Here is a 26,373-nt window from a genome sequence, read left to right as displayed (position 1 = left end):
GGCGGCCTCGGGTTGCCGGCTGTCGTCAGGCGACAGCGGTCCCCACCGGGGGACCCCGGGAGATGATCGAGTGGACGAGGAGGAGAAGCCGAGGGGCGCTCGTGGCGCGGCGTCGGCGGAGCGGGCGGGGGTGGTGCGGCGGGACGGGCAGCGCGAGCAGCAGTCGTAGCGGCGCGGCGAGCCATCCGGCGAGCGCCCGCAGCATGCGGAAGGCGGCCCGCTCCCCGTACGCCAGCCACAGGCCGCACAGCAGCGCGGCCAGGAGGTGGGCGACGAGCATGCCGAGGGACGAGGAGCCGTCACTCACGCCCGGGACCGGGGAGTCCATGTGGTCCATGTGCCCCATGGAGCCCATGTGCCCGTGGCCCATGTGTGCCATGTCCAGGGAGTCCATGGCCATCGCGCCCATGACATGGCGCATGGCACCCGTGTCGGGCTGCGCCAGCGAGAACCCCGAGTGCAGTGCCGTCTGGGCGGCAACCACGACCGACACGATCAGCGGCAGCCCGCGTTCCCGCCCGGCCAGGCCCCAGCCCACCGCGCCGGTCACGACGAAGGCGGCCGCCAGGGTCCACCAGGGCACATGGACGCCGGACATCATGACGTGGCCCAGGGCGGCGAGCAGCACACAGACGGCCGCGAACACCGCGGCCCGTACTGCGCGAGCGCCCCACCCTGGCGTCATGGCGCCTCATCCTCGCATCGCGACGTCGATCCTCGTGACCGGATACGGAATCCGGCCCCGTTCCACTCAGCGTGGGCCAGTCGTCGGGGACGCCTGTTCCGCTGGGGGCGGGGACGGTCCGCTCGGGGCGGGCGAGGGAGCGGGCGTCCAGGCGGAACTGGTCCTCTCCGGCCAGGCCCCGCGCGCGCTGCGCGACCTCGGCTGACTTCGGCGCGCCCTGCGCCGGGATGCCTCGCGCACCCGACGTATGCCGACACGCCATCTGACTTAAATCATTCATTCTCTTGAATCGTTCGTGTTTAAGGAGGTAGGTTCACCTCCATGACTGCACCCCAGCCTCCGACGACCGCCGAGGAGATGCGTGGTGCCGGCCTGCGGGTGACGGCGGCCCGGGTCGCGCTGCTGGAGACCGTCCGGGCCGGTGATCACCTCGGCGTCGAGGCGGTCGCCGCCGGTGTGCGCGACCGCGTGGGCCACATCTCCCTGCAAGCCGTGTACGAGGCGCTGCACGCGCTCACCACGGCGGGACTCGTGCGCCGCATAGAACCGCCCGGCAGCCCGGCCCTCTTCGAGGGACGTGTCGGGGACAACCACCATCACCTCGTGTGCCGGTCGTGCGGTTCCGTCGCCGACGTCGACTGCGCGGTCGGCCACGCCCCGTGCCTGAGCGCTTCCGACGACCGCGGCTTCGCGATCGACGAGGCCGAGGTCATCTACTGGGGCCTGTGCCCCGCCTGCTCCACCGCCCGCAGTTCCTGAGCACCGTGTGATCCACCCAGTTCGGAAGGATTTCCATGACTGAGAACCACGACGCGATCGTCACCGACCCCAAGCCGGAGGAGACGAGCGGCGGCTGCCCCGTCGCGCATGGGCGCGCCCCGCACCCGACACAGGGCGGTGGCAACCGCCAGTGGTGGCCGGACCGACTGAACCTGAAGATCCTCGCCAAGGACCCCGTCGTGGCGAACCCGCTCGGCGAGGACTTCGACTACGCCGAGGCGTTCCAGGCGCTCGACCTGGCGGCCGTGAAACGGGACATCGCCGAGGTACTGACCACCTCGCAGGACTGGTGGCCCGCCGACTTCGGCAACTACGGCCCGCTGATGGTCCGTATGGCCTGGCACAGCGCCGGCACCTACCGCATCAGCGACGGCCGCGGCGGTGGCGGCCGCGGCCAGCAGCGCTTCGCGCCGCTGAACAGCTGGCCGGACAACGGCAACCTGGACAAGGCCCGCCGTCTGCTGTGGCCCGTCAAGAAGAAGTACGGCCAGTCCATCTCCTGGGCCGACCTCATGATCCTCACCGGCAACGTCGCCCTGGAGACGATGGGCTTCGAGACCTTCGGCTTCGGCGGCGGCCGCGCCGACGTCTGGGAGGCCGACGAGGACGTGTACTGGGGTCCCGAGACCACCTGGCTCGACGACCAGCGCTACACCGGCGACCGTGAGCTGGAGAACCCGCTCGGCGCCGTCCAGATGGGCCTCATCTACGTCAACCCCGAGGGCCCCAACGGCAACCCGGACCCGCTGGCCGCGGCCCGCGACATCCGCGAGACGTTCCGCCGCATGGCGATGAACGACGAGGAGACCGTCGCCCTGATCGCCGGTGGTCACACCTTCGGCAAGACCCACGGCGCCGGCCCGGCCGACGCGGTCGGCGACGACCCCGAGGCCGCCTCCATGGAACAGCAGGGCCTGGGCTGGAAGTCCACCTACGGCACCGGCAAGGGCGGCGACGCCATCACCTCCGGTCTCGAGGTGACCTGGACCACCAAGCCCACCCAGTGGAGCAACGACTTCTTCGACATCCTCTTCGGCTACGAGTGGGAGCTCACGCAGAGCCCCGCCGGCGCCAACCAGTGGGTGGCCAAGGACTCCGAGGAGATCATCCCGGACGCCCACGACCCGTCGAAGAAGCGTCGGCCCACGATGCTCACCACCGACCTCTCGCTGCGCTTCGACCCGATCTACGGTGAGATCTCGAAGCGCTTCCACGAGAACCCGGACCAGTTCGCGGACGCCTTCGCCCGCGCCTGGTACAAGCTGACCCACCGTGACCTGGGCCCGAAGTCGCTGTACCTCGGCCCGGAGGTCCCGGCGGAGACGCTGCTGTGGCAGGACCCGCTGCCGCAGGCCACGGGCGAGGTCATCGGCGCCGGTGACATCGCGGCCTTGAAGGCCAAGCTCCTCGAGTCCGGCCTGACGGTCTCGCAGCTCGTGTCCACCGCGTGGGCGTCGGCCTCGACATTCCGCGGCAGCGACAAGCGCGGCGGTGCCAACGGCGCCCGCATCCGCCTGGAGCCGCAGCGCGGCTGGGAGGTCAACGACCCGGACGAGCTCGCCCAGGTCCTGCGCGTCCTCGAGGGCGTCCAGGCCGACTTCAACTCCGGTGCCGCCAAGAAGGTCTCCCTGGCCGACCTGATCGTCCTCGGCGGTGCCGCCGCGGTCGAGAAGGCCGCCAAGGACGCCGGCTTCGACGTGGAGGTCCCCTTCACGCCGGGCCGTGTGGACGCCACCGAGGAGCACACCGACGTGGAGTCCTTCGCCGCACTGGAGCCGACCTCGGACGGCTTCCGCAACTACGTCGGCAAGGGCAACCGCCTGCCGGCCGAGTACCTGCTGCTCGACCGCGCCAACCTGCTCACCCTCAGCGCCCCCGAGCTGACCGTCCTCGTCGGCGGTCTGCGCGTCCTCGGCGCCAACCAGGGCGGCTCGTCGCACGGCGTCTTCACCGACACCCCGGGCAAGCTGACCAACGACTTCTTCGTCAACCTGCTCGACCTGGGCACGACGTGGAAGTCCACCTCCGAGGACCAGACCACCTTCGAGGGCCGCGACGCCTCGGGCCAGGTCAAGTGGACCGGCACCCGTGCCGACCTCGTCTTCGGCTCCAACTCCGAGCTGCGCGCTCTCGCGGAGGTCTACGCGAGCGACGACGCCAAGGAGAAGTTCGTGAACGACTTCGTCGCGGCGTGGGTCAAGGTCTCGAACCTCGACCGGTTCGACCTGGTCTGATTCCTCGACCTGGTCCGACGCGACCAGGTCTGATCAGCCACCGTCCGGGCCGGCCCTCATGGGCCGGCCCGGCGTTTTTGTGGCCGCCGTTCGACGGGGCCGGCTCCTGGTCACCTCCACGGCATGGATGAGCCGGATACGGGATTCCGATCGCCTGGAGGATGGCGGCAGGCCCGCGGGACCGCTTTGGCCGGCTCTCCTCACCGGCGGTCGGCAGCCTCGCCGGTGCGGTGGGCGTACCGGTGCTGGCCGCCGCTGCCGTAGCAGCGGGCCTGCGGCCGGCCCGGCGCCGCGCGGACGCCCGCCGAACACCGGGCGCTGCCGGGAGCAGCCGGCGTGAGAGGTGACACCGGGCGGGGCGACGCACCGAAACCAGGTGCGCCGGCCCGCCGTCGTACACCCGGCCCCACTCGACGTCACCCCCGAGGGCCTCGTACTCGTGGAGTGCGGGCCGGGAGTGACCGCCGAGGAGATCGCGGCCGGCACGGACGCACCGCTGATCCGGAAGCCGTAACCGAACCCTGCCTTCACCGTGGGCTTTCAACGGGTTTCCGGTCCCCGGCAGGTGGCCGCCACAGCCGCCGTGATCGCGGCGATGCCGAGGAGGAGCGGCAGACGTACGTCCAGGCCCGTAAGAGACCCGGCGAGGGCGGTGCCGGCGGATCCTGACGTGATCTTCAAGGCAGCCACCCAGATGAAGACCTGACCGCGTGCCTGCGCGGGCGCGTACTCGGTGCGGGCGGCGAGCGTGGCGGCGAAGAAGAGGGCGTTGAGGATGCCGGTCAGGCCGTACGCCGCCACGGACAGGGCGAACACGTGACTCGTGGCGACCATGCCGAGGCCGACGACGACCCCCAGGGCGAGGCGGCGCATGAGACGGTCGGGTTCGCCGGTGAGCGGGGAGACCATCAGCACCGCGGAGCCGGTGAGGTTGCCGAGGCCGTAGGCGGCGGTCAACACCGCTGCGGTGGAGGTGTCGACACCCAGGATCTTCGTCATGTGCACCGCGGTGATCGGCAGCGCGGCGACGCTGAGCGCGACGATCATGGTCAGGCAGACCGTGCGCCGCAGACGGCCGGTACGGGCCATCAGGGCCAGTGTGGGCCCTGGCCTGAGAATCGCGGCCCTGTCCCCGCCGTGAGCGGGAGGCGCGTAGGGCAGGAGGAGCACACACCCTGTCGCCACCCCGGCCCCACCCGCCAGAGCGAGGGCCGCGGCGGAGGGCGAGACCCAGCCCGACAGCGCGGCCACCAGGGACGGACCGACGGTTCCGCCGATGCCGTACGTGGCCACGTCCCAGCCCTGCGCCCGGCGCTGGGTGCGCAGTCGAGGTCCGACGATGGCGGGCAGCCGGCTGCTGATGCCGCCGGTCAGCAGGGGGCCGCAGGTGCCGGCCATGGCCAGCAGCAGCCCGGTCACCGGAGCGGGCACACGGGCGTACGTCAGGACGCCCGCGGTCAGCGCGAGGGCATACAGCAGGCAGGCCACCGCGATGACCTTGCGTCCGTCGTGCGCGAGATCCAGCGGGCGGGCGACGAAGGGGCCGAGCAGGTGCGGCGCGGTGACGCATGCGCCCAGCGCACCCGCGAGCGTCCCCGAGCCACCCGACGAGGTGACGAGCAGGACGACGGCGACGACCGCACCGCCGTCGGCGGTACGGGCCAGGGCCGCGGCGACGACGTAGCGCGGCAGGCCACCCTTGCGGTCGGCCGGCGCCGACGACCCGCTCTCCGTGTGCGTTCCGGTCGCCCTGTGCCGGCGGTTCACGGCGCGCATGCTCAGACGGTGAGCCCGAGGGCGTTCAAGGCGGCGACGACATCCTGACGTGCGGCCTCGTCCAACCCGCGCAGGGGACGCGGCAGGTTGGGCTCCCCCGCCAGGCCGAGGTGGGACGCTGCGGCGGACATGACGCGCAGGCCGCCGTGGCGGCGGAACAGGGCCCACAGCGGCTCGAGTTCGTCGGACAGTTCCGTCGCCCGGCCCGCGTCACCAGCCTGGGCGGCGCGGGTGAGAGCGAGAGCGGTCCGCGGGAACATGCCGCCGAGGACCGAGTACCAGGCGTCGCACCCGGCGTTCAGGCCGCGGGCGGCCGCCCAGTCGCCGCTCACACCGATGGTGACCGTTTCCGGGACCAGCGCCCGCAGCGCGTCGACGCGGGCCTTGGCCTGTGCCGGGTCCTCGGGCAGAGGGGGGATCTTGATCGAGGCGATGTTCGGCAACTGGGCTATCCGGCCGTGCAGTTCGTCGGTGAAGTCGACATGCGTGGTGCGGGGGTTGTCGTACACGCACAGCGGCACGGACAGCTCGCGGGTGACCTCCTCGTACAGGCCGAACACCTCGTCTTCGGTGAGCGGCTGATACGTCATCGGGGCGAGCAGCACTCCGGAGGCCCCGGCCTGCTGCGCGTCCTCGACCAGCGCGAGGACGTGCGAGGTGCGCAGCGCGCCGACACCGACCAGGACGGGCACGCCGTCGGCGGCCTCCACCGCGATCTTCACGGCGTGGGCGCGCTGCTCCCGGGTGAGGTAGGCGTAGCCGCCGGTGGAGCCGAGCGCGCCTATGGAATCCACGCCGGCCGCACCGAGGCGGGCGACGAGCGCGGCGAACGCCGTGTCGTCGATGCCGTGCTCGTCGGTGGGGGTGAGGGGGAAGGCGCTCAGGCCACGGAACATGATGGCTCCTTGAAGGGGGAAGGGGGCACGGTCATCAATTCGCTGTGCGCAATTCCGCTACGACCGCGGCGAGTTCGGCTGCGAACGCCTCCGCCTGCGACTCGGTGACGGTGGAGCTGGTGATCCGGATGGCGCCCGGGTGGGTGGACGGATCGCGGACGAAAATGTGGCCGGACCGCACGGCCCAGCCCCGCTGGGCCAGGGCTTCGACCACCGACCGGCCGTCGACGTCGAGTTCGACCCATACGTTCAGCCCGTCGGGCCGGTCGGGGACCTCGATGCCATGGGCGTGCAGCCGCTCGACGAGCAGGCCGCTGCGGTGTGCGTATGCCTCACGGGCCCGCTCGTGGAGTTCCTGGACTCCAGGGTCGAGCAGCAGTTCGCGAGCGATGTGCTGCAGCAGGCGGCTGACCCAGGTGGTACCGGCGCTCAGCCGCGCCTCCAGGCGCACGCTGGTCTCGGCGTCGGCGGCGACGAGGGCGAGACGCAGGTCCGGGCCGAGGAACTTGGACAGCGAGCGCACCAGCGCCCAGCGCGCGGTGGTCGGCGGGGTGATCCGGTGGTACGGGCGTGCGGAGACCGCCGAGAAGTGGTCGTCCTCGATCACCAGGACCTGGGGGTGGTCCGCGAGGATCGCGCGCAGCTCGGCCGCACGTTCCTCGGTGAGGCTCGCACCGGTCGGGTTGTGGGCGCGGGGCGTGCAGACGACCGCGCGGGCGCCGTCCTGCAGCACGGCCCGCAGAGCGTCGGGACGCATGCCGGCGCCGTCGACCGGGACCGGTGCCGACCGGTAGCCGTTCAGCCGCAGTGTGCCGATGCTCGCCAGGAAGCAGGGGTCCTCGATCGCCACCGCGTCGCCGCGGGCGAGGTGTGCGTTCAGGAGCCGCTCGGTGGCGTCTACCGCTCCGTGCGCCACCAGCGTGCGGAACGGTTGCTCGATGTCCTCGGCGAAGTCGGCGGAGGCCCAGTCGCTCAACCCCGCGTCGACGGCGGGCGTGCCGTACAGGGGCGGGCGGTAGTGCCCCCGGCGGGACGCGGCCAGGAGGTCGGGCAGTAGTTCCGGATCGGGGTTGCCGCTGGCCAGGTCGACGGAGTCGCCACCGACGCCTGCCCCCTCGCGGGCGAGCTGCGGCACCGCCGCGATCACCGTGCCACCGCGGCCCCGGGTCTCGGCCACCCCGGCCTCGACCAGCCGCCGGTACGCCAGGGCGACGGTGTTCCGGTTGACCCCCAGCTCGGCGGCGAGCGCCCGCACCGACGGCAGCACCGCCCGCGGCGCCAGTTCACCCGAAGCGACCTGGTCCCGCACACTGCCTGCGATCTCGGCCGCCGTCGTACCGCTGATGCGCACGCGATCACCTCCGCGGCCACCTTAACACTTTGTCCTATGCCAAAGTTGTCGCCGTCGCAGGGAGGATGGGACAAGGTCCACCGTCCTGCCCCGGACCAGGACGAGCTCCGGGACTCGACGTCCACGGCAGGCTGCCGTCGGCCCCGTCACGCCGACTGTTGGGCGGGGATGAGCACGACGGGAGACGGCCGGGTCGTGGCCCGGTGCCGGGCGGCCCCAGCGGCCAGTCCGCCGATGATGATCAGACCGCCGGTCACCAGAGCTCCGCGGGCACCCGCCCATTCGAGCAGGAGGCCGAGCAACGGCGGCCCGGCCAGCCCCCAGACGGTGCTCGCGCTGCGCCAGACGCCGAGGGCCCTGCCGCGCAGGTGAGGCGGTGGATCGGTCTGCAGCACCGTGGCGCCGGCCGTGTCCGAGACCGACTCCAGCACGGCCATGGGCAATACCAGGACCAGGAGCATGAACAGCGTGCCGGACAGGCCGGCGGCCACCTGGAGGAGAGCACCCGCCGCGGCGAGGGCGGCGACCAGACGTACGGACGGGCTGCGCAGGCGCCCGGCGACGACCGCCCCGGCGATTCCACCGACGGCCAGGACGGTGGACACCACGCCGTACGCCTCGGTGCCGCCGTGCAGCGGTCCGGTCACCAGGACAGCGAGGGTCAGCGTGTAGTTGCGGCCGAAGACCGAGCTCAGCGCGGTGATCGCGGTGAGAGCGACCAGCCGGGGCCTGCGCACGAAGAACGCCAGGCCGCCCGGTTCCGGCGCCGCATCCTCCTTGAGGGCCTGAGCCTTCTCCTTGGGTGCCGGGGCAGTCGGCTGTGTTCCGGGGGCGGGCCGCAGAAAGGGGATCACGGCGGCGACAGCGAGGAAGGACAAGCCGTCGGCCACATAGGCCGTGGCACTGCCGAACAGGCCCACGACCACGGCGGCGGACGCGGTGCCGGCGAACCGGCCCACGCTGTGCACCGCGGAGCCCAGGGCGATGGCGGACGGCAGGTCCTTGGGGGGAACCAGGTCGTTGCCCAGGAGAGCGGTCGCCGGGCCGTCGACCGTGGCGACCAACCCGGTGACGGCGGCGAGCACCAGCAGACCGCCCGTACTGAGCTGGTCGAGGGCCACCATGGCCGCGGTGACGAAGGCCACCAGGGCCAGCAGCGCCTGGCTCACCAGCGCGGTGTGCTTGCGCGGCCAGGCGTCGACCGCCGCGCCTCCGGCGACTCCGAGCAGGAGGCCTGGGGCGGCCTGGACCGCTAGTGACAGGCCCGTCGCGGCGGCCGAGCCGGTGATCTGCAGCACCAGCAGGTTCTGCACGGTCAGCTGCATCCACGTACCGGTGTTCGACAGCAAGTTGGCGGCCGACCACCAGCGCATGCTGGGGTACCTCAGACAGCGCCAGGCGGCGCGATCGCCGCGGGGGCCGAAGCGTATGCGGAAGCGGGTGCGGGCGCGGGGGTGGGCGACGGGGGGTGTGGATTCAGAGGAAAGTGACACGTCAGAGCGCTTCGTGAAGCCCCAGCGGGGCGAGGTACGGGCACAGGGGACAGCAGCCCGAACCGGGGCGAGACACGCATCGTTCGGGTGCCGGGCCCTCGCTGCTCGCGATGCCGCGCTCGACGGTGAGGCAGGCCGGGCCCTCGGGCCGGGCCATCCTCACAGACGGTCACCTGGATACGGAATCCACCCTTCCGATCCTATTGCCCGGACGGGCCGCTTCCCCCCTGTTCACCTGGTCTTACGCCGCCGGGGTGGACTTCCTCACAGGCCTCGCCGCCGCACGCTCAGGCGGGCCGCCAGGAGTCGTCGGAAAGGACTGCGTTCGCAGCCCTCCCGTCGGACTCGTGCACGTGGTCCTCCAGGACCGCCGGGCCCGGCGGATCCGCTGGAGTATCCGGCGGCGGTGGGGAGAGGACGTCGTTCAGTGGATCGGAGCGCCCGTCGGGGCCTACCCGGATGGCGGCGGCCATCAGTGCCGGCCGCGGGTGGACCCTCGAACAGGTCGGCCGCCCGGGTGAGGGCGCCCGGCTCCCACCAGGAGTCGTCGTCGCTGCAGGCGACGTACGGCATGGCCAGCGTGGCGACGCCCGGGCTGCGGCCGACGGCGCCGAGGTTGCGCCCGGTTTCGATCAGGCGGACCGCCGGGGGGCGGCCCGTACGGCCTCGGCGGTGCCGTCGGACGACCCGTTGTCGACGACGGCGACCGGAGGCTGTTCGGCGAGCGCACGCAGCCGCGCCAGGGTCGCCGACCGTTCGGGGCGTGCGGCTGAGGGGGCTCACTCCTGCTCAGTCCCAGGAACGGTACGCAGCAGACCGGTCGGAACCGTCGCGGGTGATCACGACCACCCCGGTCCCGGAGCCCGTGACGCCGACGGTCATGGCAGGCGCCCGGCGGCGGTCAGCCGGCCGCGCCCGGCCCTCGGCAGCAGGTGCACCGCGTCGATGACTTCCGTGGGGGTGATGCGCAGCAACCGCTCGTCGGCCCGGTCTCCATGGGCGTCACCCGGGCGGGGCGCGCCCTCGGGGTCGCCGTGCCACAGCACGCGGTGCCGAGGATCGGCGGGCGGCCCCCACAGCCGGGGGGCGACCGGCCCGAACAGCACCACGGACGGGGTCCCGAGGGCGGTGGCGAGATGGGCGAGTCCGGTGTCGCCGACGACGATCGCGCGGGCCCCGGCGACGAGGGCGGCCAGTTCCTCGAACGGCACGTCGGCGCGTCCCCCGAGGACCGACGAAGGCGGCAGCCCGGCGTGCCGCGCGACCAGACGGGCGAGGGGCCCCTCGCCCGCACCCGCCGTGACGACCACCTGGTGTCCTGCCGTGTGCAGCGCGTTCGCGACCGCTGCAAAGCGTTCCGCGGGCCAGCGGCGGGCGGCGGCGTCCGCGCCCGGGTGGACCACCGTCGCCCTCGGAAGGGGTGACGGGCCGTCGGGCGCCGGGATGTGAAGATCAGTGGGATCGGCGGCGATTCCGTACCAGTCCAGCAGCCGGCACCAGCGGTCCCGTTCGTGCTCGTCCGCCTGCCATGCCGGCCCGTCCGGTTGCGCGTACGCAAGCAGCCCGGAGGGGTTCAGCGCCCGCAGCAGGTCCCGGCTGAGCGGGCCGTTGCCGTGCAGGTCCACGGCGAGGTCGGGCGGCGGCCAGGGCCAGTAGATCCCGGCGGGCACCGCACGGCCGGGTGCCTCGGCGGGCAGCAGCCGGTCCACGACCCCGGTCGCGGCGACCGCGGCCGCCAGCCGCGCGGGTGCCACCAGTACGGTCTCGTGCCCCGGGAAGGCCCGGCGCAGCGCACGCAACGCGGGCACGGCGGTCAGCAGATCGCCCAGCCCCAGTGCGCGCAGCACCACCAGCCGCCCGATCATCGTGGGGGTTCCGGCTTCTCGTTCCGGACGCGGGAGAGGGCCGCACGGTGGGCGAGTGCGGTGGTGGAGCGGCCGTAGAGGTAGGGCAGGACGACGGCCTGGCCGCCCCACTCCCGCAGGGCGGCGGCTTCCGGGAGCGTGTCGGCCGTGTAGTCGCCGCCCTTGACCCAGACGTCGGGGCGGAGTTCGCGCAACAGGTTCTCCGGGGTGTCCTCGTCGAACACCGCGACGGCGTCCACGCAGCCCAGCCCGTCGAGGATGCGCCTGCGGTCCGCCTCGGGTGTCAGCGGGCGGCCCGGCCCCTTGAGGCGGGCGACCGAGCTGTCGGAGTTGAGACACACAATGAGGCAGTCACCGATACGACGGGCGCCCTCCAGCAGGCCGACGTGCCCGGCGTGGAGCAGGTCGAAACAGCCGCCGGTGGCCACCACCGTCCCGCCCCGCGCCCGGACCTGCTCGGCGAGGGCGAAGGGATCCACGGGCCGGGTCGGTGGTACGGGTGGCGCCTCCGAGGGGGTCTGCCAGAGCGCGTGGTCACCCGCCCCCGCCCCGGCGACGAACGCGGTGGCCTCGGCGACGGCCCGCTGCACGGCCTCCTCGGGCAGCGCCCCGTCGGCGAACGCCCTCGCGGCGGTCGCGGCGAAGCAGTCGCCCGCACCGCACGGGTCGCCGTCGGCACGGTAGGGGGCGGGCACCAGCATCGGGCTGTCGTTGCCCGCACGGGTCAGCATCGCGCCGTGCTCGCCCAGGGTCACGGCGACGGCCGCCACCTGCCAGCGGTCCGCCAGACGGGTGCCCCGCATGGCGTGCGCGTGCAGCGAGTCGTCGCCGACGCGCGTCATGGCGTACGCCTCCGCCCCGCTGGGCGTGACCAGGCGCGCGCCGTGCACGGGTGCCTCGCCGCGCAGATGCGGGTCCCACACCAGCGGCAGCCGCCGCGCCACCCGCTTCAGGTGCTGCCGTACGGCGGTGGCGGTGCCGCGACCGTAGTCGGCGACCAGGACAGCGCCCGCGCCGTCAAGGGCGCCCCGCACCGCCTCGTCGGGTTCGCCGGGTCTGCCGCCACCGTCGTCCACCCGCACAAGGGGACGGCCGCCGACCCGTACCCGGGTCTTGACGGGGAGAGTCCCCTCCAGTGCCAGTTCGATCAACCGGACCCGGGAACGCAGCGCGTCCCGCACCGTACGGCTGGCCGGGTCGTCGCCGAGCGCGGTGATCAGGACGACCTCACGGCCCTCCCGCGCCGCCAGCGCCGCGGCGAGCCCCGCGCCGCCGGGACGGCAGCGGTCGTGGACGACGTCCACCACCGGGACCGGGGCGTCCGGGGCCAGCCGGGTCGTCTCCCCGTCGATGTCCCGGTCCAGCAGCGCGTCCCCCACCACGACAAGCGGCTTCCCTGCGCTCATGTGACCGGCCTCCGTACCGTTGCGGTGAGGCGCTCCGGCGCGGGGCACTGGGCGTCGAACGCCTCGCAGAGCAGGTGCACCGCGACGAGGTGGGCCTCCTGGACGGTGGCGGTGTCGGCCGAGTCGACGCAGAGGGCGTCGTGGGCACGGGCCGCCAGTGGATTGGGGCGGGGCCCGGTGATGGCCCACACCAGCAGACCGACGGCACGGCCGGTGTCGGCGGCGGCCAGCACATTGGGGCTGCGTCCGGACGTGGACAGCAGGACGAGTACGTCGCCGGGGCGCCCGTGGGCGGCGACCTGGCGGGAGTACAGCTCCTCGAAGCCGTAGTCGTTGGCGATCGCGGTGACGCTGGATGTCTCGGCGTGCAGGGCGATCGCGGAGTACGCGGGGCGTTCGTCGTGGTAGCGGCCGACGAGTTCGGCGGTGAGGTGCTGTGCCTGGGCGGCGCTGCCGCCGTTGCCCGCGGCCAGCAGTCTGCCGCCGCCCGACAGGACGGCGGCGAGGTGCCGGCCCCAGTCCGTGATCCGGCCGAGTTCCTGGCGGCCGAGGCCGTCGAGTGCGTCCTGCAGCGACCGGCAGTGCTGCCGTGCTGCGTGGAGGGGATCGGGCATGGTGGTCGGGCCCGGTCCGCGAGGGCCGGGTCCTGCCTCCTTTCCACGGGATACGACGATTCGGCACCGCGTCGGGCTCAGGCGGACAGCGGTCGAGACCGCCCTACGGCCCGGTCAGGCCACTCCCACGGCGGCGGGCCGTCGTAGCAGCACCTCGCGGTAGACGTCCTCGGTGGCCTTCGCGATCCGGTTCCAGCCGTAGTGGGCGAGCACCCGGCGCCGGCCGGCCGCACCGCAGGCGGCGGCCCGCGCGGGGTGGGTGAGCAGCGCGGTGATCGCCTCGCCCAGCGCGTCCGGGTCGCCGGGTGGGACCAGCCGGCCGGTCGCCGGGTCGTCGATGGTGTCGAGGTGGCCGCCGACGGCACTGGCGACCACCGGCGTGCCGGAGCCCATGGCCTCCAGCGGCACGATCCCGAAGGGCTCGTAGTCCGCCGGGCAGAGCACGACATCGGCGGCCCGCAGCAACGCCGGTATCTCCTCGGGGGGCAGTCCCCCGGTCAGCCGCACCCGGTCCGCGACCCCCGTCCGTGCGGCGAGGATTCGTAGCCGCCGGGCCTCCGGGTCCATGTCGAGCCGGTCGGCGGGCGGGCCCCCGACGACGACCAGTTCGGCGTCGGGAACACCGGCCAGCGCCTCGATGGAGACGGCGGCTCCCTTACGGGGCACCAGACGGCCGATCTGCAGCAGTTGCCGTGCGGCGCCGCGGGGTGCGGCGGGTCCGTGCGGGGTGAAGCGTGTGGGGTCGACGCCGCAGGGCACCACGGCCGCCTTGGCGTAGGGGATGCCCATGGCGGAGAGCTCGCGGACCTCGTCGTGACAGGTGGCGATGATCCGGTCACAGCTCAGCCCGACGCGCGTCTCGATGGGGATCCGCTCCGGGGGACTGGTGTCGTCGTCCTTCTGGTGACGCCTCTTGACCGTGCCGAGGGCGTGGTAGGTCTGGACGAACGGCAGGCCGAGCTCCCGGGTGGCGCACAGCGAGGCGTAGCCGGACATCCAGAAGTGGGCGTGCACGAGATCCGGCGGTGCCTTCTCCCATACGTCGGCCAGGAACCTGCCGAACTGCGGCATGTGCGTGAGCAGTTCGTCCTTCGGGATCCGCCGGGCAGGCCCGGCGGGCACATGCCTGATCTCGACCCCGGGACGCATCAGGACGCGCCCGGGCAGGTCCGACGCGTCCCGCCGGGTGTACACGGTGACCCGGTGACCACGATCGGCGAGCGCTCCGGCGAGGTGGGCCACATGGACGTTCTGGCCGCCCGCGTCGACACCGCCCAGAACGGCAAGGGGACTGGCATGCTCCGAGACGAGCGCGATGTCGAGCATGTCGGGTTCGTACGCGCGGCCCGTCACGTCGGTCCCTTCGGGGGGCATGGGCGTCATCCGTGGGTCACCTCTTCCATCACGCGTTCCCAGTCGTCCAGGAAGCGCTTGAGTCCATGGCGTTCGAGCGCGGCCCGACGGGCGCGCGCTCCGTCCTCGGCCGCCGCCTGTGGTTCCTCCAGGTAGCGGCGGGCGGCCGCGGCCAGGACCTCCGGCCGGGTGGAGAGCACCCCCGCTCCCGGCGGGACCGCCTCGCTCACTTCGGTGGTGGCCAGGGCGACGACGGGCATACCGAGATGCATCGCCTCCAGCAGGGACAGCCCGAGCGAGGTCCAGCGCACCGGGTGCAGGTACAGCCGTCGCTCGGCCATGGCGTCGTGCAGGTCGCGCTGCGGCAGGTCCGCGGTCCGGCAGCGGTCCGGGGTCAGCCCGAGGTGTCCGGCCAGGCCCTCGGTGCGCATGCCGAACACGTCGAGGGGGACGGCCTCGGCCAGGGCTGGCAGCAGGTCGGTGCCGGTGAAGCGGCCCCGGCGCTCCGGGTCGTTGACGACGACGGCGGCCCGGTCCAGCCGGCCGGTGTAGCGGTGGCCGGGGTCGACGACGCCGTGCTCGATCACCGCGGTACGGGTGCCGCCGTTGTCCCAGAAGAGCCGGTTGAAGTGAGTGACGTGCACCAGCAGGAGGTCGTCGCGGTCCGCGCAGGGATGCCGCGTGTTCGGGACGTCGTCGTCGGGGGCGTTGTGTTCGAGGTACACGGCGGGCACGTCCCGCCCGGGCCGGCGCCCGCCGAGCCAGTCCTCGGCGAGGGCCGCCTCGTGGGGCCGCTGGAGTACGACCAGGTCGACCGGGGCGTCCCTCAGCTGAGCCGGCGTCACCTCTCGCACCGAATCCGGCCAGGCGAACGTCCTCGCCCGGCCCAGCCCGTCAGGACCCCGGCCCGGCAGGACCGGCACCAGGTAGGTGTGCGGGCCCTGGACGAACGCGGTGGTCCAGGAGCCGTGCACATGCCACACCAGGATGTTCACGCGGCTCACCTCCGGAGGTCGCGGGAGTCGGCGGCAGTCGGGTAGTCGGTGGTCGGGTAGTCGGTGGTCGGGTAGTCGGTGGTCGGGTAGTCGGTGGTCGGGTAGTCGGCAGTCGGGTAGTCGGTGGTCGGGTAGTCGGTGGTCCGGAGGTCGCCGCGTTCGCCGCGGTCGCCGACGGTCAGGGAGGCGACCGCCGCGAGCACCTCGTCGTCGGTCACCGAGTCGAGGCAGGGGTGCCCCGCAATCGGGCAGAGCCTGGCCCTGCTGCCCGCGCACGGCGCGTCGTGCCGTCCGAGCAGCACGCTGCGCACCCCGTACGGCGCCCAGCGCTCGGCCGGTACGACGGGGGCGAACAGGCAGACGACGGGTGTGCCGACCGCCGCCGCGAGGTGGCAGGGGCCGGTGTTGCCGACCACGACGGCCCGCGCCCGCGCGAGCACTCCGGCCAGTTCCGCGAGCGTGGTCCGGCCGCCCAGGTCCAGGGCGTGGCTGTCCGCGACCGAGTCGGTCAGTTCCTTCTCACCGGGCCCGCCGGTGACCACGACGCGGTGGCCTGCCGCGGCCAGGGCGGCCACCGCACGCGCCGCCCGGCCGGGTGTCCAGGCGCGGGCCGGCACCGCCGCGCCGGGATGCACGACGACGTACGGCGCGGCCCCGGTGAGCGGGGTGGTGTCCGGCGGGGCGGTGATGCGCAGCCGTCCGTCGTCGCCCGGCGGCAACGGGTGCCCGGCGGCCTCGGCGAGGTCCAGCGCGGCCTCGGTCTCGTGCCGGTGGGGTGCCCGGTGATGGCGCAGGTCCAGCAGCGAGCCCGGATAGTGCTCGCTGTCCGCGGCCACCCACGGCACACCGGCCGCCTTGAGCAGCAGGGCCATGGGCAGCGGGCTCTGGTGGAAGGAGGCAAGCACCAGCGCCCGGTCGAAACGGCGCCCGGCGAGCACCTCGGCCACCGCGTCCAGGTCACCCCGGCGTACCGGTGGCGGGTCGAATCCCACCCAGGGGGCGTCGTAGACCAGCACCTCGTCCAGACCGGGCAGCAGCCGCGCGGCCCGTTCTCCGAGGGGACCGCACAGCATCGCCGTATGGGCGGACCCGGCGGCCACGGCCCGCACCGCCGGGCCTGCCAGCAGCACATCCCCCGCGCTGTCCAGACGGACCACCAGGGTGCGCGGCCCGCGGGTCATCGGGCCCCTCCCGCCCCGGGCGTCCGCCCCAGCGCCTTGAGCACCGCGGCGCGCAGGTCGTGCGCAGTCTCCCTGGCGGCCCTGACTTCCACCGGAAGCGTCAGCGGGGTGGGTACGAGGACACCCCGGGCACCGGCGGCAGCCGCGGCGGCCATGTCCGCTCCGATGTCACCGATGACGACGGTCCGCCCCGGGTCCACGCCGAGCCTGCCACAGGCGGCGACGACCAGCCCCGGAGCAGGTTTGCGGCAACGGCAGCCGTCGTCCGGTCCATGGGGGCACACCGCCCACACCCCGAACGGGCCGAGCAGGGTTTCCACCCGCAGACGGACCGCGTCCACCTGGTCACGCGTCAGCAGCCCCCTGGCCACCCCCGACTGGTTGCTCACGACCCCGACCGACACGCCCGCGGAGCGGACCGCGTCCACGGCGGCCCGCGCTCCCGGCATCGGCCGGACCGCACCGGGGTCCCCGTTGTAGGGCACGTCCTCGATGAGCGTCCCGTCACGGTCGAACAGCACCGCCTCGGGAAGCGCCGCGTGGCGGCGCGCCGACGCGGGCCCCCGGCCCTCGCCGGACAACCAAGGGCCGGACATCACACCGGGCGTCTCACGCACGACTGGCCGTCGCATACCGTCCGTTCACCTCCTCCTCCCCCGGCCGCGCCGATCGGTGAGCGGTCGTGAGCAGCGCGCGGCCCCCTTGGGCCGGTCAACCCCCGCAAGCAGTGGTAGGCGGCGACCGGTGGGATCAGAACGCTGGTCAGGACCATGGCGCTGATCTCGTCCGCCGTACGGGGTCCGGGCCTCACCCGGGCGAACGCGAACTCGGCGGTCCCGGCGAGCCACAGGGCCGCGCAGGCGACGGCGGCGCGTGGCCGTCGTGCCGCAGCGCAGACGAGAGCAGCGGTGGCGGCGGCCGTCACCGTCAGGTGGCGGGGCAGCCGGCCGCGCGGGGCTCCGGCGCGCTTCCACCAGTCCCGGCCGTGCAGCCGGTTCATGAGGACATCGTCCGCGTTGCCCGCCTGGGCGCGCACGGAGACCCAGCGGTCGCAGGGCCGTACCGGGTGGGTGGTGCGCCGGTTTCCGAGGGTCAGTCGCCAGCCGCGGTCCAGGACGCGCAAGGCCAGGTCGGCGTCCTCCCGGAAGGCCCGCGGGAAGCGTTCGTCGAAGCCGCCGGTGTCCTCCAGCACGGCCCGCCGGTACGCCATGTCCGCGGTGATCCACCGGGCCGTGGCCAGCCCCGCTGTCACGCGCTCCCAGTCGGTGGGTCTGCGGTGCTCGGGCAGCGGGACCTCGATCCGCCCCTGGACACCGGCGGTGCGGGATCCGGCCTCCGCCAGGTCGGCGGCGAGGTCGGCGGCCCAGGTCGGCCCGGGCACCACGTCGTCGTCCAGGAACGCGATCCACGGCTCCCGGACGGCCCGCCAGCCGGCGTTGCGCGCCGCCGCCGGTCCGCGCCCGCCGGTCCGGACGACCTCGACGAGCCCGTCGAGATCGCCGGGGACTCCGGCGGGCAGGGGGGCCGGGGCGTCCGGCCCTCGGTCGTCGACGAGCACGATCCGCCGGGGACGCGGACCTGCGCATCCGGCCAGGGCAGCCAGCAGTACGGTGAGGCTGGGGCGGCCGAGCGTCGGGATCACCACCGCGTACGCCGGGTCGAGCGGGGGTCGGCGCGCGCTCATCGGCCGCTCCCGCGTCCATCGGCGCTCCCGCGTCCATCGGCGCTCCCGCGTCCATCGGCGCTCCCGCGTCCGTCGGCGAAGAGAGCGCCGCGGCGGACGACGAAGGGCCCGAGGGCCAGCATGTCGACCGGGGTGGAGCCGAAGCACTCCAGGGCGTCACGCGGATCGTCGACCATCGGCCGGCCGGCGGTGTTCAGGCTGGTGTTGACGACGACGGGCAGGCCGGTCAGCTCCTCGAAGGCACTGAGCATCCGGGCGACCAGCGGCTCCTGTGCGGGGTCCACGGTCTGGATGCGGGCTGTGCCGTCCACGTGCACCACCGCCGGTATCCGCTCCCGCCACCGCTCCGCGACGTCGTGCACGAAGAGCATGTACGGGCTGGGCAGCGGACCGTCGAAGATCTCGGCCGCCCGATGGGCGAGCACCATCGGCGCCACCGGCCGGAACTGCTCACGGCCCTTGACGTCGTTGAGCCGCTCCAGGTTGCCCGCGTGCCCCGGGTGGGCCAGCAGCGAACGGTGGCCGAGGGCCCTCGGCCCGTACTCGGACCGGCCCTGGAACCAGGCCACGATCGCGTCGTCGGCCAGCGCCCGGGCGACCGTGGCGGCCAGGTCCGGCGGTCGCTCGAACGGCACCGCCGCCGTCTTGAGCCGCCCTTCCAGCTCGGCGTCCGACCAGCAGCGCCCGAGGTCCGCGCCGGGCATCGGTTCCAGCTCGTCCCCGCCGTGCGCGGCCAGCAGGAGGGCCCCGCCGAGAGCGGTACCGGCGTCACCGGCGGCCGGCTGCACCCACACCCGCCGGAACGGGCCCTCCCGGGCGACGCGTGCGTTGGCGACGCAGTTCAGCGCCACACCGCCGGCCATGGTCAGCACCTCGTCGTGGGTACGTCCGTGCAGCCAGCGCACCAGGTCGAGCAACGTCTCCTCCAGGCACGCCTGCGCGCTCGCGGCCAGGTCCGCGTGCGCTTGCGACCACTGCTGCCCGGGGCGCAACGGAGGGCACAGCTCGGACCAGGGCACTCCGGTGGCCCGGAAACCGCCGTCACCGGTCGGATGGATGCGGGAGCGCAGTTCGGCGAGGAGGCGTGGTCTGCCGTACGAGGCCAGCGCCATCACCTTGTACTCGTCACAGGAGCGCAGGAAGCCGAGGTGTTCGGTGAGCTCCTCGTAGGCGAGCCCCAGGGAGTGCGGCAACCGCTGCGCGTACAGCGGTTCCAGCCGGTCGCCGATGCGGCGTGCGGCGAGGTGGGAGGCGGATTCCCCGCGGCCGTCCAGGACCAGCGCGGAGGACGGCTCGGCGTCCGGTGCCGCGAACGCGCCGGAAGCGGCGTGTGCCATGTGGTGCGGGACGAACCGAACGATGTCCGGGTCCAGTCCCGGCAACGCCGTGCTCAGGAACAAGGGGGCTTCGCGGGCATAGGTCAGGCGCAGATGGTCCCAGGGGTCGTCCAGGCCCAACTCCCCTGCGGAGCGGGCGAGGGCGGGATCGAAGGAGTACGCCACGGCGTCCAGGTCCTGGGGCCGCAGTCCCGCCTCGGCGAGGCACCAGGCGGCGGCCTTTCCCGGAACTTCCCAGGCGGCGAACGGTACGGGGCGCTTGCCGTGCTTGCGCCGGGAGAAGCGCTCCTCCTCGGCCGCGGCAACCATGTGCCCGTCGATGACCAGTGCTGCGGCGGGGTCGTGAAAGAGGGCGTTGATTCCGAGTACGCGCATGGTGCGAGGCCCTTCGACGAAGGTCGGGCGTCGGGTCGGTCAGGCGTCGTGGTGCGCGCGGAACCAGGCGACGGTCCGCGCGAGCCCCTCGGCCGCGTCCACCCGGGGCTCCCACTGGAGCTTGCCGCGGGCGAGGGTGAGGTCGGGACAGCGCACGGCGGGGTCGTCCGTGGGCCGGTCGACGAAGCGGATCTCGGAGGACGAGCCGGTGAGCGTGATGATCGTGCGGGCCAGGTCGAGCATGGTGATCTCGGCCTGGTTGCCCAGGTTGACCGGCCCGCGCAGATCCGAGGCCGCCATGGCGAGAATGCCCCGTACGGTGTCGTCGACGTAGGCCAGGGACCTGGTCTGCAGCCCGTCTCCGGTGACCGTGAGCGGCTCCCCCGCCAGCGCCTGACGGATGAACGTCGGTACCGCCCTGCCGTCGTAACCACGCATCCGCGGACCGTAGGTGTTGAAGAGCCGCACGATGCCGGCGTCGGTCCCGTGCACGTTCGCCTCCGCCACGGTGAACGCCTCCCCGAAGCGCTTGGCCTCGTCGTACACGCTGCGTGGCCCGACGGGGTTGACGTTGCCCCAGTACCGCTCGTTCTGCGGGTGCTGCTGCGGATCGCCGTACACCTCGGAGGTGGAGGCGAGAATGAAGCGCGCCCCGTCCCGGCGGGCGAGGGCCAAGGTGTTGCGGGTGCCCAGGCTGCCCGTCTCCAGAGTGTGCAGGGGCAACCGCAGATAGTCGGCGGGAGACGCCGGCGAGGCGAAGTGCAGGACCAGGTCCACCGGCCGGTCCACCTCGAAGGGCTCTGTGACGTCCGCGTTCAGGAAGGTGAACCCGGGCCGCCCGGCGAGGTGCGTGACGTTCTCGACCGTGCCCGTGGAGAGGTCGTCGACACAGGTCACGATGGCGCCTGCCGCCACCAGCGCGGTGCAGAGGTGGGAGCCGACGAAGCCGGCACCACCCGTTACGACAGCGTGTCTCCCCGTGAAAGCGGCGGTGGGACTCATGTGCTGGTCCTCCGTGTTCCGTGGAAGGCTGGGGGCGGAAGGGCGCCGTCGGGGGCGCCGGGAGCCGGCGGGCCTGGCGCAGGCCGCGAGTTCGTGCCGAAATAAAGTCAAGGACGCTCAGCTGCGTTTCGCCCGCAGGGTCGGCCATTCGGGTGAACGATGCTGAGGCAAACCTGCGATCGGACGTCGCCGCATGCACGACCGCCGTCAGCCACGGCCCGACCTGTGCCGCTCACCGTCGGCGCCTCCCTCATGAACCGCTGCCGACACCCGGCCGACCAGGGCGCCTCCGGACACACCGCGGGATCGGCCTGCCCATCGGCTGCCCGACGGCGTCCCCCGGCCGGTCACCACCCGCGGCCTGGCTCCACCCTCGAACCCGGCCGCATCCGGCCGGTCACCGCCTGCGGCCTGGCTGCACCCTCGGACCCGGCCCACCACCCCCGACACCGCGGCGCCCGCGAACAGCCGACGATCATCCGTCCCTGCCCGCAACGAGCACGCGCTCACCCGCAAGCCACGTCGCCCGCGCGACCCGCGCCAGCCCTTGAAGCTGCAGCTCAGACCGTTCTGCACCAGCGAACCTCAGTCGACGCATTCTGCGAGCGAAAACAAGTCGAACTCACCACCTGAATTACAAAACAGCAGGTCAGACGCCCTCTCGGACCGGCTCCAGAATCGCCACGCACTCCACATGATGCGTCATCGGGAACAGATCGAACGCCCGCAACGCCCGCACCCGATACCCCCCGTCCCGGAAGTACCCCAGGTCCCGCGCCAACGCAGCCGGATCGCACGCCACGTACGCGATCCTCCGCGCGCCCAGCGAAGCAAGATGCTCCACCGTCTTCCGCCCCGCCCCGGCGCGGGGCGGGTCCAGGACGATCAGGTCGACCTCCGTGATCCCGGTGCGCGGCAGCACGCTTTCGACCTTGCCCTGCTCGATGCGCACACGGTCGAAGGCGGCGAGGTTGTGGCGGGCGTCCTCGACGGCGCGCTTGCCGGACTCGATGCCGAGTACGGCGCCCTTCTCGCCGAGGCGGTCGGCCAGGGCGCCCGCGAAGAGCCCGACACCGCAGTAAAGATCCAGCGCCATGTCGCCCTTGCGTGGCAGCAGGCCCTGCATGACGGCCGTCACCAGGGTGTCCGCGGCCTTCGGGTGGACCTGCCAGAAGCCGCCGCTGCCGACGCGGTACGTACGGTCGTCCGCGCGTTCGCGGACGAAGGGGCGGCCGTGGACGCGGTGCACGCCGCCGTCCTTCTCGCCGACCCGCATGACCGACACGGGCCGGTCCAGCTCGACGATCGGCAGGCGGGCGCCCGGGCGGGGCGTCAGGATGACCTGGCGGTCCTGCGAACCCGTCGCCGCGATCGCCTCGACCGACTCCATGCCGGTCCAGTCGCGCTTCTCGATGCCCAGCTCGTCGACGCCCGGCGCGGCGATCCTGCAGTGGTCGATCCGCTCCACCTCGTGCGAGCGGTGCCGGCGCAGACCTGCGTGGCCCTCGGCGTCGACGGCGTACTGCACGCGCGTCCGCCACGCGGGCACCTCACCCGCAGGCAGCTTGTCGCCATCCGCCGGCATGACCGTGCCGTCCCAGCCGGCCTCTTCGGGTGTGAGGCCCGCGAGGCGCTGGAGCTGCTCGGCGATCACCTCGCCCTTCAGGCGGCGCTGGGCGCCCGGCTTGGCGTGCTGCCAGTCGCAGCCGCCGCAGCGGCCGGGGCCCGCGAAGGGGCAGGGTGCCTCGACGCGGTCCTTCGACGCCGTCAGCACCTCGACCGCGTCCGCGCGCAGGAAGCGGGCCCCCTCCTCGCCCTCCGTCACCCGTGCCACGACCCGCTCACCCGGCAGGGCGTGCCGGACGAACAGCACCTGTCCCTCGGACGTACGGGCGATGCAGTGGCCGCCGTGGGCGACGGGGCCGATCTCGACCTCGTACTCCTCCCCGACCAGGGAGTTCCCCGCCTGAGACTTCTTCGGTTCTGCCTGCATGGCGGGGTGACTCCACAACGTCAAGGGGGTACGGCCGGACAACAGCCCACCAGTCTACGTGCTCCCCGCACACGTCAGTTCTTGCCGCTGGACTCCTTCGCCCGCTCCGCGGGCCCCCGCCGCACCGACCCCGGCGCGTTCCAGTCCTGCCGCTTGCGGGCCCGCTTCTTGGCGACCTCGGAGGACTGCAACTGGTACGGCACCGACGTCACCATCACGCCCGGCGTGAACAGCAGCCGGCCCTTCAGCCGCAGGGCGCTCTGGTTGTGCAGCAGGTGCTCGTACCAGTGGCCGACCACGTACTCGGGGATGATCACGGAGACCGCGTCGCGCGGCGACTCCTTGCGCAGGCTCTTGACGTACTCGATGATCGGCCGCGTGATCTCGCGGTACGGCGAGTCGAGCACCTTCAGCGGTACGTCGATGCCGCGCCGCTCCCACTCCTCGCGCAGCGCCTTCGTCTCGGCCGGGTCGACGTTGACGGTGAGCGCCTCCAGGGAGTCCGAGCGCATCAGCTTGGCGTAGGCCAGGGCGCGCAGGGCGGGGCGGTGGATCTTGGAGACGAGCAGCACCGAGCGGACGCGGGAGGGGCGGACGCTGTCGTCGCTTGGGCCGTCGGGGGCGGCGAGCTCGGCGGAGACGCCGTCGTAGTGGCGGCGGATCGCGGTCATCGTCGCGTAGAAGATCACCATGCCGAGCAGGGCGACCCAGGCGCCGTGGGTGAACTTGGTGACGAGGACGACCACCAGGACCAGGCCGGTGAAGAAGGCACCGAAGGCGTTGATGACGCGCGAGCGCACCATGTGGCGGCGCTTGGCCTGGTCCGTCTCCGTCGCCAGATGGCGGTTCCAGTGCCGGACCATGCCCGTCTGGCTGAGCGTGAAGGACACGAACACGCCGACGATGTAGAGCTGGATCAGACGGGTCGAGTCGGCGCCGTAGATCCACACCAGCAGCGTGGCCGTGCCGGCAAGGAGCACGATGCCGTTGGAGAAGGCGAGGCGGTCGCCGCGCGTGTGCAGCTGGCGCGGGAGGTAGCGGTCCTGGGCGAGGATCGAGCCGAGCACGGGGAAGCCGTTGTAGGCGGTGTTGGCGGCCAGGAACAGCACCAGGGCCGTCGCCGCGGCCAGCACGATGAACAGGAAGCTGCCCTTGCCGAACACGGCCTCGGCGACCTGGGTGATCACCGGGTTCTGGACATAGCCCGAGCCGACGGCGACACCGTTCTTCAGCAGGTCGGTGGCCGGGTTCTCCGCCATCCGCACGTCGGTGACCAGAGCGAGCACGATGATGCCGCAGAACATGGTGACGGCGAGCAGGCCCATCGCGGCCAGCGTCGTCGCCGCGTTCTTCGACTTCGGCTTACGGAAGGCGGGGACGCCGTTGGAGATCGCCTCGACGCCGGTGAGCGCGGCACAGCCGGAGGAGAAGGCGCGCAGCAGCAGGAAGACGAGGGCGAAGCCGGCGAGGCCCTGGTGCTCGGCCTCGATGTGGAACTGCGCCGTCGGCGCCCGCATGGTGTCGCCGAGCACAAGCCCGCGGAACGCGCCCCACGCGATCATGATGAAGACGCCCGCGACGAAGACGTACGTGGGAATCGCGAAGAGCTTCCCGGACTCCTTGACCCCGCGCAGGTTCATCAGCGTCAGCAGCACGATCACCGCGACCGCGCAGGCCGTCTTGTGTTCGACCACGAACGGGATCGCGGAGCCGAGGTTCTCGATGCCCGAGGCGATCGACACGGCGACGGTGAGGACGTAGTCGACGAGCAGTGCGCTGGCGACCGTCAGGCCCGCCCTGGGCCCGAGGTTGGTGTTCGCCACCTCGTAGTCGCCGCCGCCGCTGGGGTAGGCGTGGACGTTCTGCCGGTAGGAGGCGACCACCGTGAACATCAGCACGACGACCGCGAGTGCGATCCAGGGGCTGAAGTGGTACGCCGACACACCCGCGATGGACAGGACCAGCAGCACCTCGCCCGGCGCGTACGCGACGGAGGACAGCGGGTCGGAGGCGAAAACGGGTAGGGCGATGCGCTTCGGCAGGAGCGTTTCCCCGAGCCGATCACTGCGCAGTGCGCGCCCGATCAGAATCCGCTTGGGCACGTCGGTCAGTTTGGACACAACAGAGGATCGTACGGCGTCGAACACGGGCAAGCCCACCTGCCGTCCCTGTTCTGCCTCACGAGTGAAATCGGGGACCCGGATCGCGAGGAATTCCGGGGCCGCGGTCACCCCCGTGCCTAGATGTCTGGACCCTGCCAGTCCTCGCCCTCGGGAGGTTCCATGCCCGCGATCGCCGTCCTCGTCGGGGCCGCCGCCGCGCTCCTCGGTCTCGGACTCCTGACTCTGTGGAGCGTTCGGAGCATCACTCGCCGCTGAACGGGAAGGCCCGTTACGGAAGCGGCCGAGGGCGGCCGCTGGGGAGGCCGGCTGTGCCGGACGGGAGGGCGGCTGTGCCGCATCAGGAGCACGCGGGACATCAGAGCCATGCGTGGAATCCGGAGCATCCGCAGGACGCCCCTCTGTTCCAGGCATGGGACGACCACCTGTTCAAGGGAGTGGCCGAGCACTACGAGCGCGGCCGGCTGCCGTACGCGGACGGCCTCGCCGACGCCCTGGCCGACGAGCTCGGTCTCGACGGCACGGGAACCCTCGCGGATCTCGGCTGCGGACCGGGCACCCTCGCCCGCCCGCTCGCCGTGCACTTCGCGCGGGTCGTGGCCGTTGATCCCGACCCGGACATGGTCGAGCGGGGCCGGGAGCTCGCGGCCGCGGCGGGGATCACGACCATCACCTGGCTCACCCGGCCCGCCGAGGACGTCTCGTTCGACGACGATGAGCTCGACACGGCCGTCTTCGCACAGTCGTTCCACTGGATGGACCGTGCCCGCGTCGCCGGCCACCTGCGCCGGGCCCTGCGGACCGGCGGCCACCTCGTGCACATCGCCGATGTGAAGACCGAGCGGCGGGAGGACGGGGGCATCCCCCGGACGGAGATCGACGCGCTCGTACGCGAGTTCCTCGGCGAGGTCAGACGCGCCGGCCGCCATCTGCTGCCCCAGGGAACTCCCGGCGGCGAGGAGGCCGTACTGGCACGGGCGGGCTTCGTCGGCCCGCGCCGGATCGTGGTGAAAGGCGGGGGAACGCTGCACCGGAGTGTCGACGACGTCGTCGCGGAGCAGTACTCCATGTCGTTCTCGGCGCCCCACCTGTTCGGCGAGGCCCTTCCGGAGTTCGACGCCCGCCTGCGGGCGCTGCTCGCGCGCCACGCCGTCGACGGGGGCTTCGAGGTCGGTCTCCCGAGCACGGACGTACGCGTGTGGACCAATCCTCCGCAGCCCTGACACTTCGGGC

At 72.9% G+C, this 26,373-nt stretch carries 23 protein-coding genes; 5 read left to right on the top strand and 18 right to left on the bottom strand.

The window, feature by feature from the left end; all coding sequences use genetic code 11:
• Window positions 1-25 precede the first annotated feature (25 nt).
• A complete protein-coding gene (locus tag AC067M_RS15390) occupies window positions 26-685 on the bottom strand; it encodes a hypothetical protein (RefSeq protein WP_478697487.1) in 660 nt (219 codons plus the stop codon).
• Here AC067M_RS15390 and AC067M_RS15385 point away from each other — a divergent pair.
• The 4 genes from AC067M_RS15385 to AC067M_RS15370 all read left to right on the top strand — a co-directional run bounded on the left by AC067M_RS15385 (window position 684) and on the right by AC067M_RS15370 (window position 4,213).
• Window positions 684-890 (top strand): hypothetical protein, encoded by a 207-nt coding sequence (locus AC067M_RS15385; RefSeq protein WP_478697486.1) that lies wholly within the window; start codon window positions 684-686, stop codon window positions 888-890. The genes AC067M_RS15390 and AC067M_RS15385 overlap by 2 nt on opposite strands.
• Before the next feature lie 116 nt (window positions 891-1,006).
• A complete protein-coding gene (locus AC067M_RS15380) occupies window positions 1,007-1,444 on the top strand; it encodes a Fur family transcriptional regulator (RefSeq protein WP_478697485.1) in 438 nt (145 codons plus the stop codon).
• Window positions 1,445-1,479: 35 nt separating this feature from the next.
• Window positions 1,480-3,699 (top strand): catalase/peroxidase HPI, encoded by a 2,220-nt coding sequence (gene katG, locus AC067M_RS15375; protein WP_478697484.1) that lies wholly within the window; start codon window positions 1,480-1,482, stop codon window positions 3,697-3,699.
• A gap of 376 nt (window positions 3,700-4,075) precedes the next feature.
• Entirely contained in the window at window positions 4,076-4,213 is a 138-nt protein-coding gene (locus AC067M_RS15370; RefSeq protein WP_478697483.1) for a hypothetical protein, read from the top strand.
• A 26-nt stretch (window positions 4,214-4,239) separates the two neighbouring features.
• On the opposite strand, the gene AC067M_RS15365 is transcribed toward AC067M_RS15370, so the two are convergent.
• The 17 genes from AC067M_RS15365 to AC067M_RS15285 all read right to left on the bottom strand — a co-directional run bounded on the left by AC067M_RS15365 (window position 4,240) and on the right by AC067M_RS15285 (window position 25,140).
• The gene (locus AC067M_RS15365) at window positions 4,240-5,475 is read right to left on the bottom strand and encodes an MFS transporter (protein ID WP_478697482.1); all 1,236 of its coding nucleotides are present in this window, start codon (window positions 5,473-5,475) and stop codon (window positions 4,240-4,242) included.
• A gap of 2 nt (window positions 5,476-5,477) precedes the next feature.
• A complete protein-coding gene (locus AC067M_RS15360) occupies window positions 5,478-6,371 on the bottom strand; it encodes a dihydrodipicolinate synthase family protein (RefSeq protein ID WP_478697481.1) in 894 nt (297 codons plus the stop codon).
• A 34-nt stretch (window positions 6,372-6,405) separates the two neighbouring features.
• Window positions 6,406-7,722: an aminotransferase class I/II-fold pyridoxal phosphate-dependent enzyme gene (locus tag AC067M_RS15355; protein ID WP_478697480.1), complete on the bottom strand. Its 1,317-nt coding sequence runs from the start codon at window positions 7,720-7,722 to the stop codon at window positions 6,406-6,408.
• Window positions 7,723-7,868: 146 nt separating this feature from the next.
• Window positions 7,869-9,095: an MFS transporter gene (locus tag AC067M_RS15350; protein WP_478697479.1), complete on the bottom strand. Its 1,227-nt coding sequence runs from the start codon at window positions 9,093-9,095 to the stop codon at window positions 7,869-7,871.
• A 384-nt stretch (window positions 9,096-9,479) separates the two neighbouring features.
• The gene (locus AC067M_RS15345; protein WP_478697478.1) at window positions 9,480-9,998 is read right to left on the bottom strand and encodes a glycosyltransferase family 2 protein; all 519 of its coding nucleotides are present in this window, start codon (window positions 9,996-9,998) and stop codon (window positions 9,480-9,482) included.
• Between the two features lie 95 nt (window positions 9,999-10,093).
• A complete protein-coding gene (locus AC067M_RS15340; protein ID WP_478697477.1) occupies window positions 10,094-11,080 on the bottom strand; it encodes a glycosyltransferase family 9 protein in 987 nt (328 codons plus the stop codon).
• Window positions 11,077-12,486, bottom strand: coding sequence for a D-glycero-beta-D-manno-heptose 1-phosphate adenylyltransferase (gene rfaE2 / locus AC067M_RS15335; protein WP_478697476.1), 1,410 nt, complete (start codon window positions 12,484-12,486; stop codon window positions 11,077-11,079). Before rfaE2 ends, AC067M_RS15340 begins: the two co-directional genes overlap by 4 nt.
• On the bottom strand, window positions 12,483-13,100 hold the full coding sequence (locus tag AC067M_RS15330; protein ID WP_478697475.1) for a D-sedoheptulose-7-phosphate isomerase: 618 nt from the start codon (window positions 13,098-13,100) through the stop codon (window positions 12,483-12,485). Before AC067M_RS15330 ends, rfaE2 begins: the two co-directional genes overlap by 4 nt.
• 114 nt (window positions 13,101-13,214) lie before the next feature.
• Window positions 13,215-14,483, bottom strand: a complete 1,269-nt coding sequence (locus AC067M_RS15325) for a glycosyltransferase (protein ID WP_478697474.1) — start codon at window positions 14,481-14,483, stop codon at window positions 13,215-13,217.
• Window positions 14,480-15,448, bottom strand: a complete 969-nt coding sequence (locus AC067M_RS15320; RefSeq protein WP_478697473.1) for a glycosyltransferase — start codon at window positions 15,446-15,448, stop codon at window positions 14,480-14,482. The genes AC067M_RS15325 and AC067M_RS15320 overlap by 4 nt, the downstream gene beginning before the upstream one ends.
• A gap of 5 nt (window positions 15,449-15,453) precedes the next feature.
• The gene (locus tag AC067M_RS15315) at window positions 15,454-16,629 is read right to left on the bottom strand and encodes a glycosyltransferase family 9 protein (protein WP_478697472.1); all 1,176 of its coding nucleotides are present in this window, start codon (window positions 16,627-16,629) and stop codon (window positions 15,454-15,456) included.
• A complete protein-coding gene (locus AC067M_RS15310) occupies window positions 16,626-17,225 on the bottom strand; it encodes a D-glycero-alpha-D-manno-heptose-1,7-bisphosphate 7-phosphatase (RefSeq protein ID WP_478697471.1) in 600 nt (199 codons plus the stop codon). The genes AC067M_RS15315 and AC067M_RS15310 overlap by 4 nt, the downstream gene beginning before the upstream one ends.
• On the bottom strand, window positions 17,225-18,313 hold the full coding sequence (locus AC067M_RS15305) for a glycosyltransferase family 2 protein (protein ID WP_478697470.1): 1,089 nt from the start codon (window positions 18,311-18,313) through the stop codon (window positions 17,225-17,227). Before AC067M_RS15305 ends, AC067M_RS15310 begins: the two co-directional genes overlap by 1 nt.
• Window positions 18,310-20,025: a carbamoyltransferase family protein gene (locus AC067M_RS15300; RefSeq protein WP_478697469.1), complete on the bottom strand. Its 1,716-nt coding sequence runs from the start codon at window positions 20,023-20,025 to the stop codon at window positions 18,310-18,312. Before AC067M_RS15300 ends, AC067M_RS15305 begins: the two co-directional genes overlap by 4 nt.
• Window positions 20,026-20,064: 39 nt before the next feature.
• Window positions 20,065-21,027, bottom strand: a complete 963-nt coding sequence (locus AC067M_RS15295) for an NAD-dependent epimerase/dehydratase family protein (RefSeq protein ID WP_478697468.1) — start codon at window positions 21,025-21,027, stop codon at window positions 20,065-20,067.
• Between the two features lie 649 nt (window positions 21,028-21,676).
• Window positions 21,677-23,020: a class I SAM-dependent RNA methyltransferase gene (locus AC067M_RS15290; RefSeq protein ID WP_478697467.1), complete on the bottom strand. Its 1,344-nt coding sequence runs from the start codon at window positions 23,018-23,020 to the stop codon at window positions 21,677-21,679.
• Window positions 23,021-23,094: 74 nt separating this feature from the next.
• The gene (locus AC067M_RS15285) at window positions 23,095-25,140 is read right to left on the bottom strand and encodes an APC family permease (protein WP_478697466.1); all 2,046 of its coding nucleotides are present in this window, start codon (window positions 25,138-25,140) and stop codon (window positions 23,095-23,097) included.
• A 332-nt stretch (window positions 25,141-25,472) separates the two neighbouring features.
• Here AC067M_RS15285 and AC067M_RS15280 point away from each other — a divergent pair, with 332 nt between their 5' ends.
• Window positions 25,473-26,363, top strand: coding sequence for a class I SAM-dependent methyltransferase (locus AC067M_RS15280; RefSeq protein ID WP_478697465.1), 891 nt, complete (start codon window positions 25,473-25,475; stop codon window positions 26,361-26,363).
• Window positions 26,364-26,373 lie beyond the last annotated feature (10 nt).

The organism is Streptomyces sp. NPDC043427 (assembly GCF_056436655.1).
Note: the sequence above shows the minus strand (reverse complement) of the source record. Positions and strands in the feature narration are given on the sequence as shown.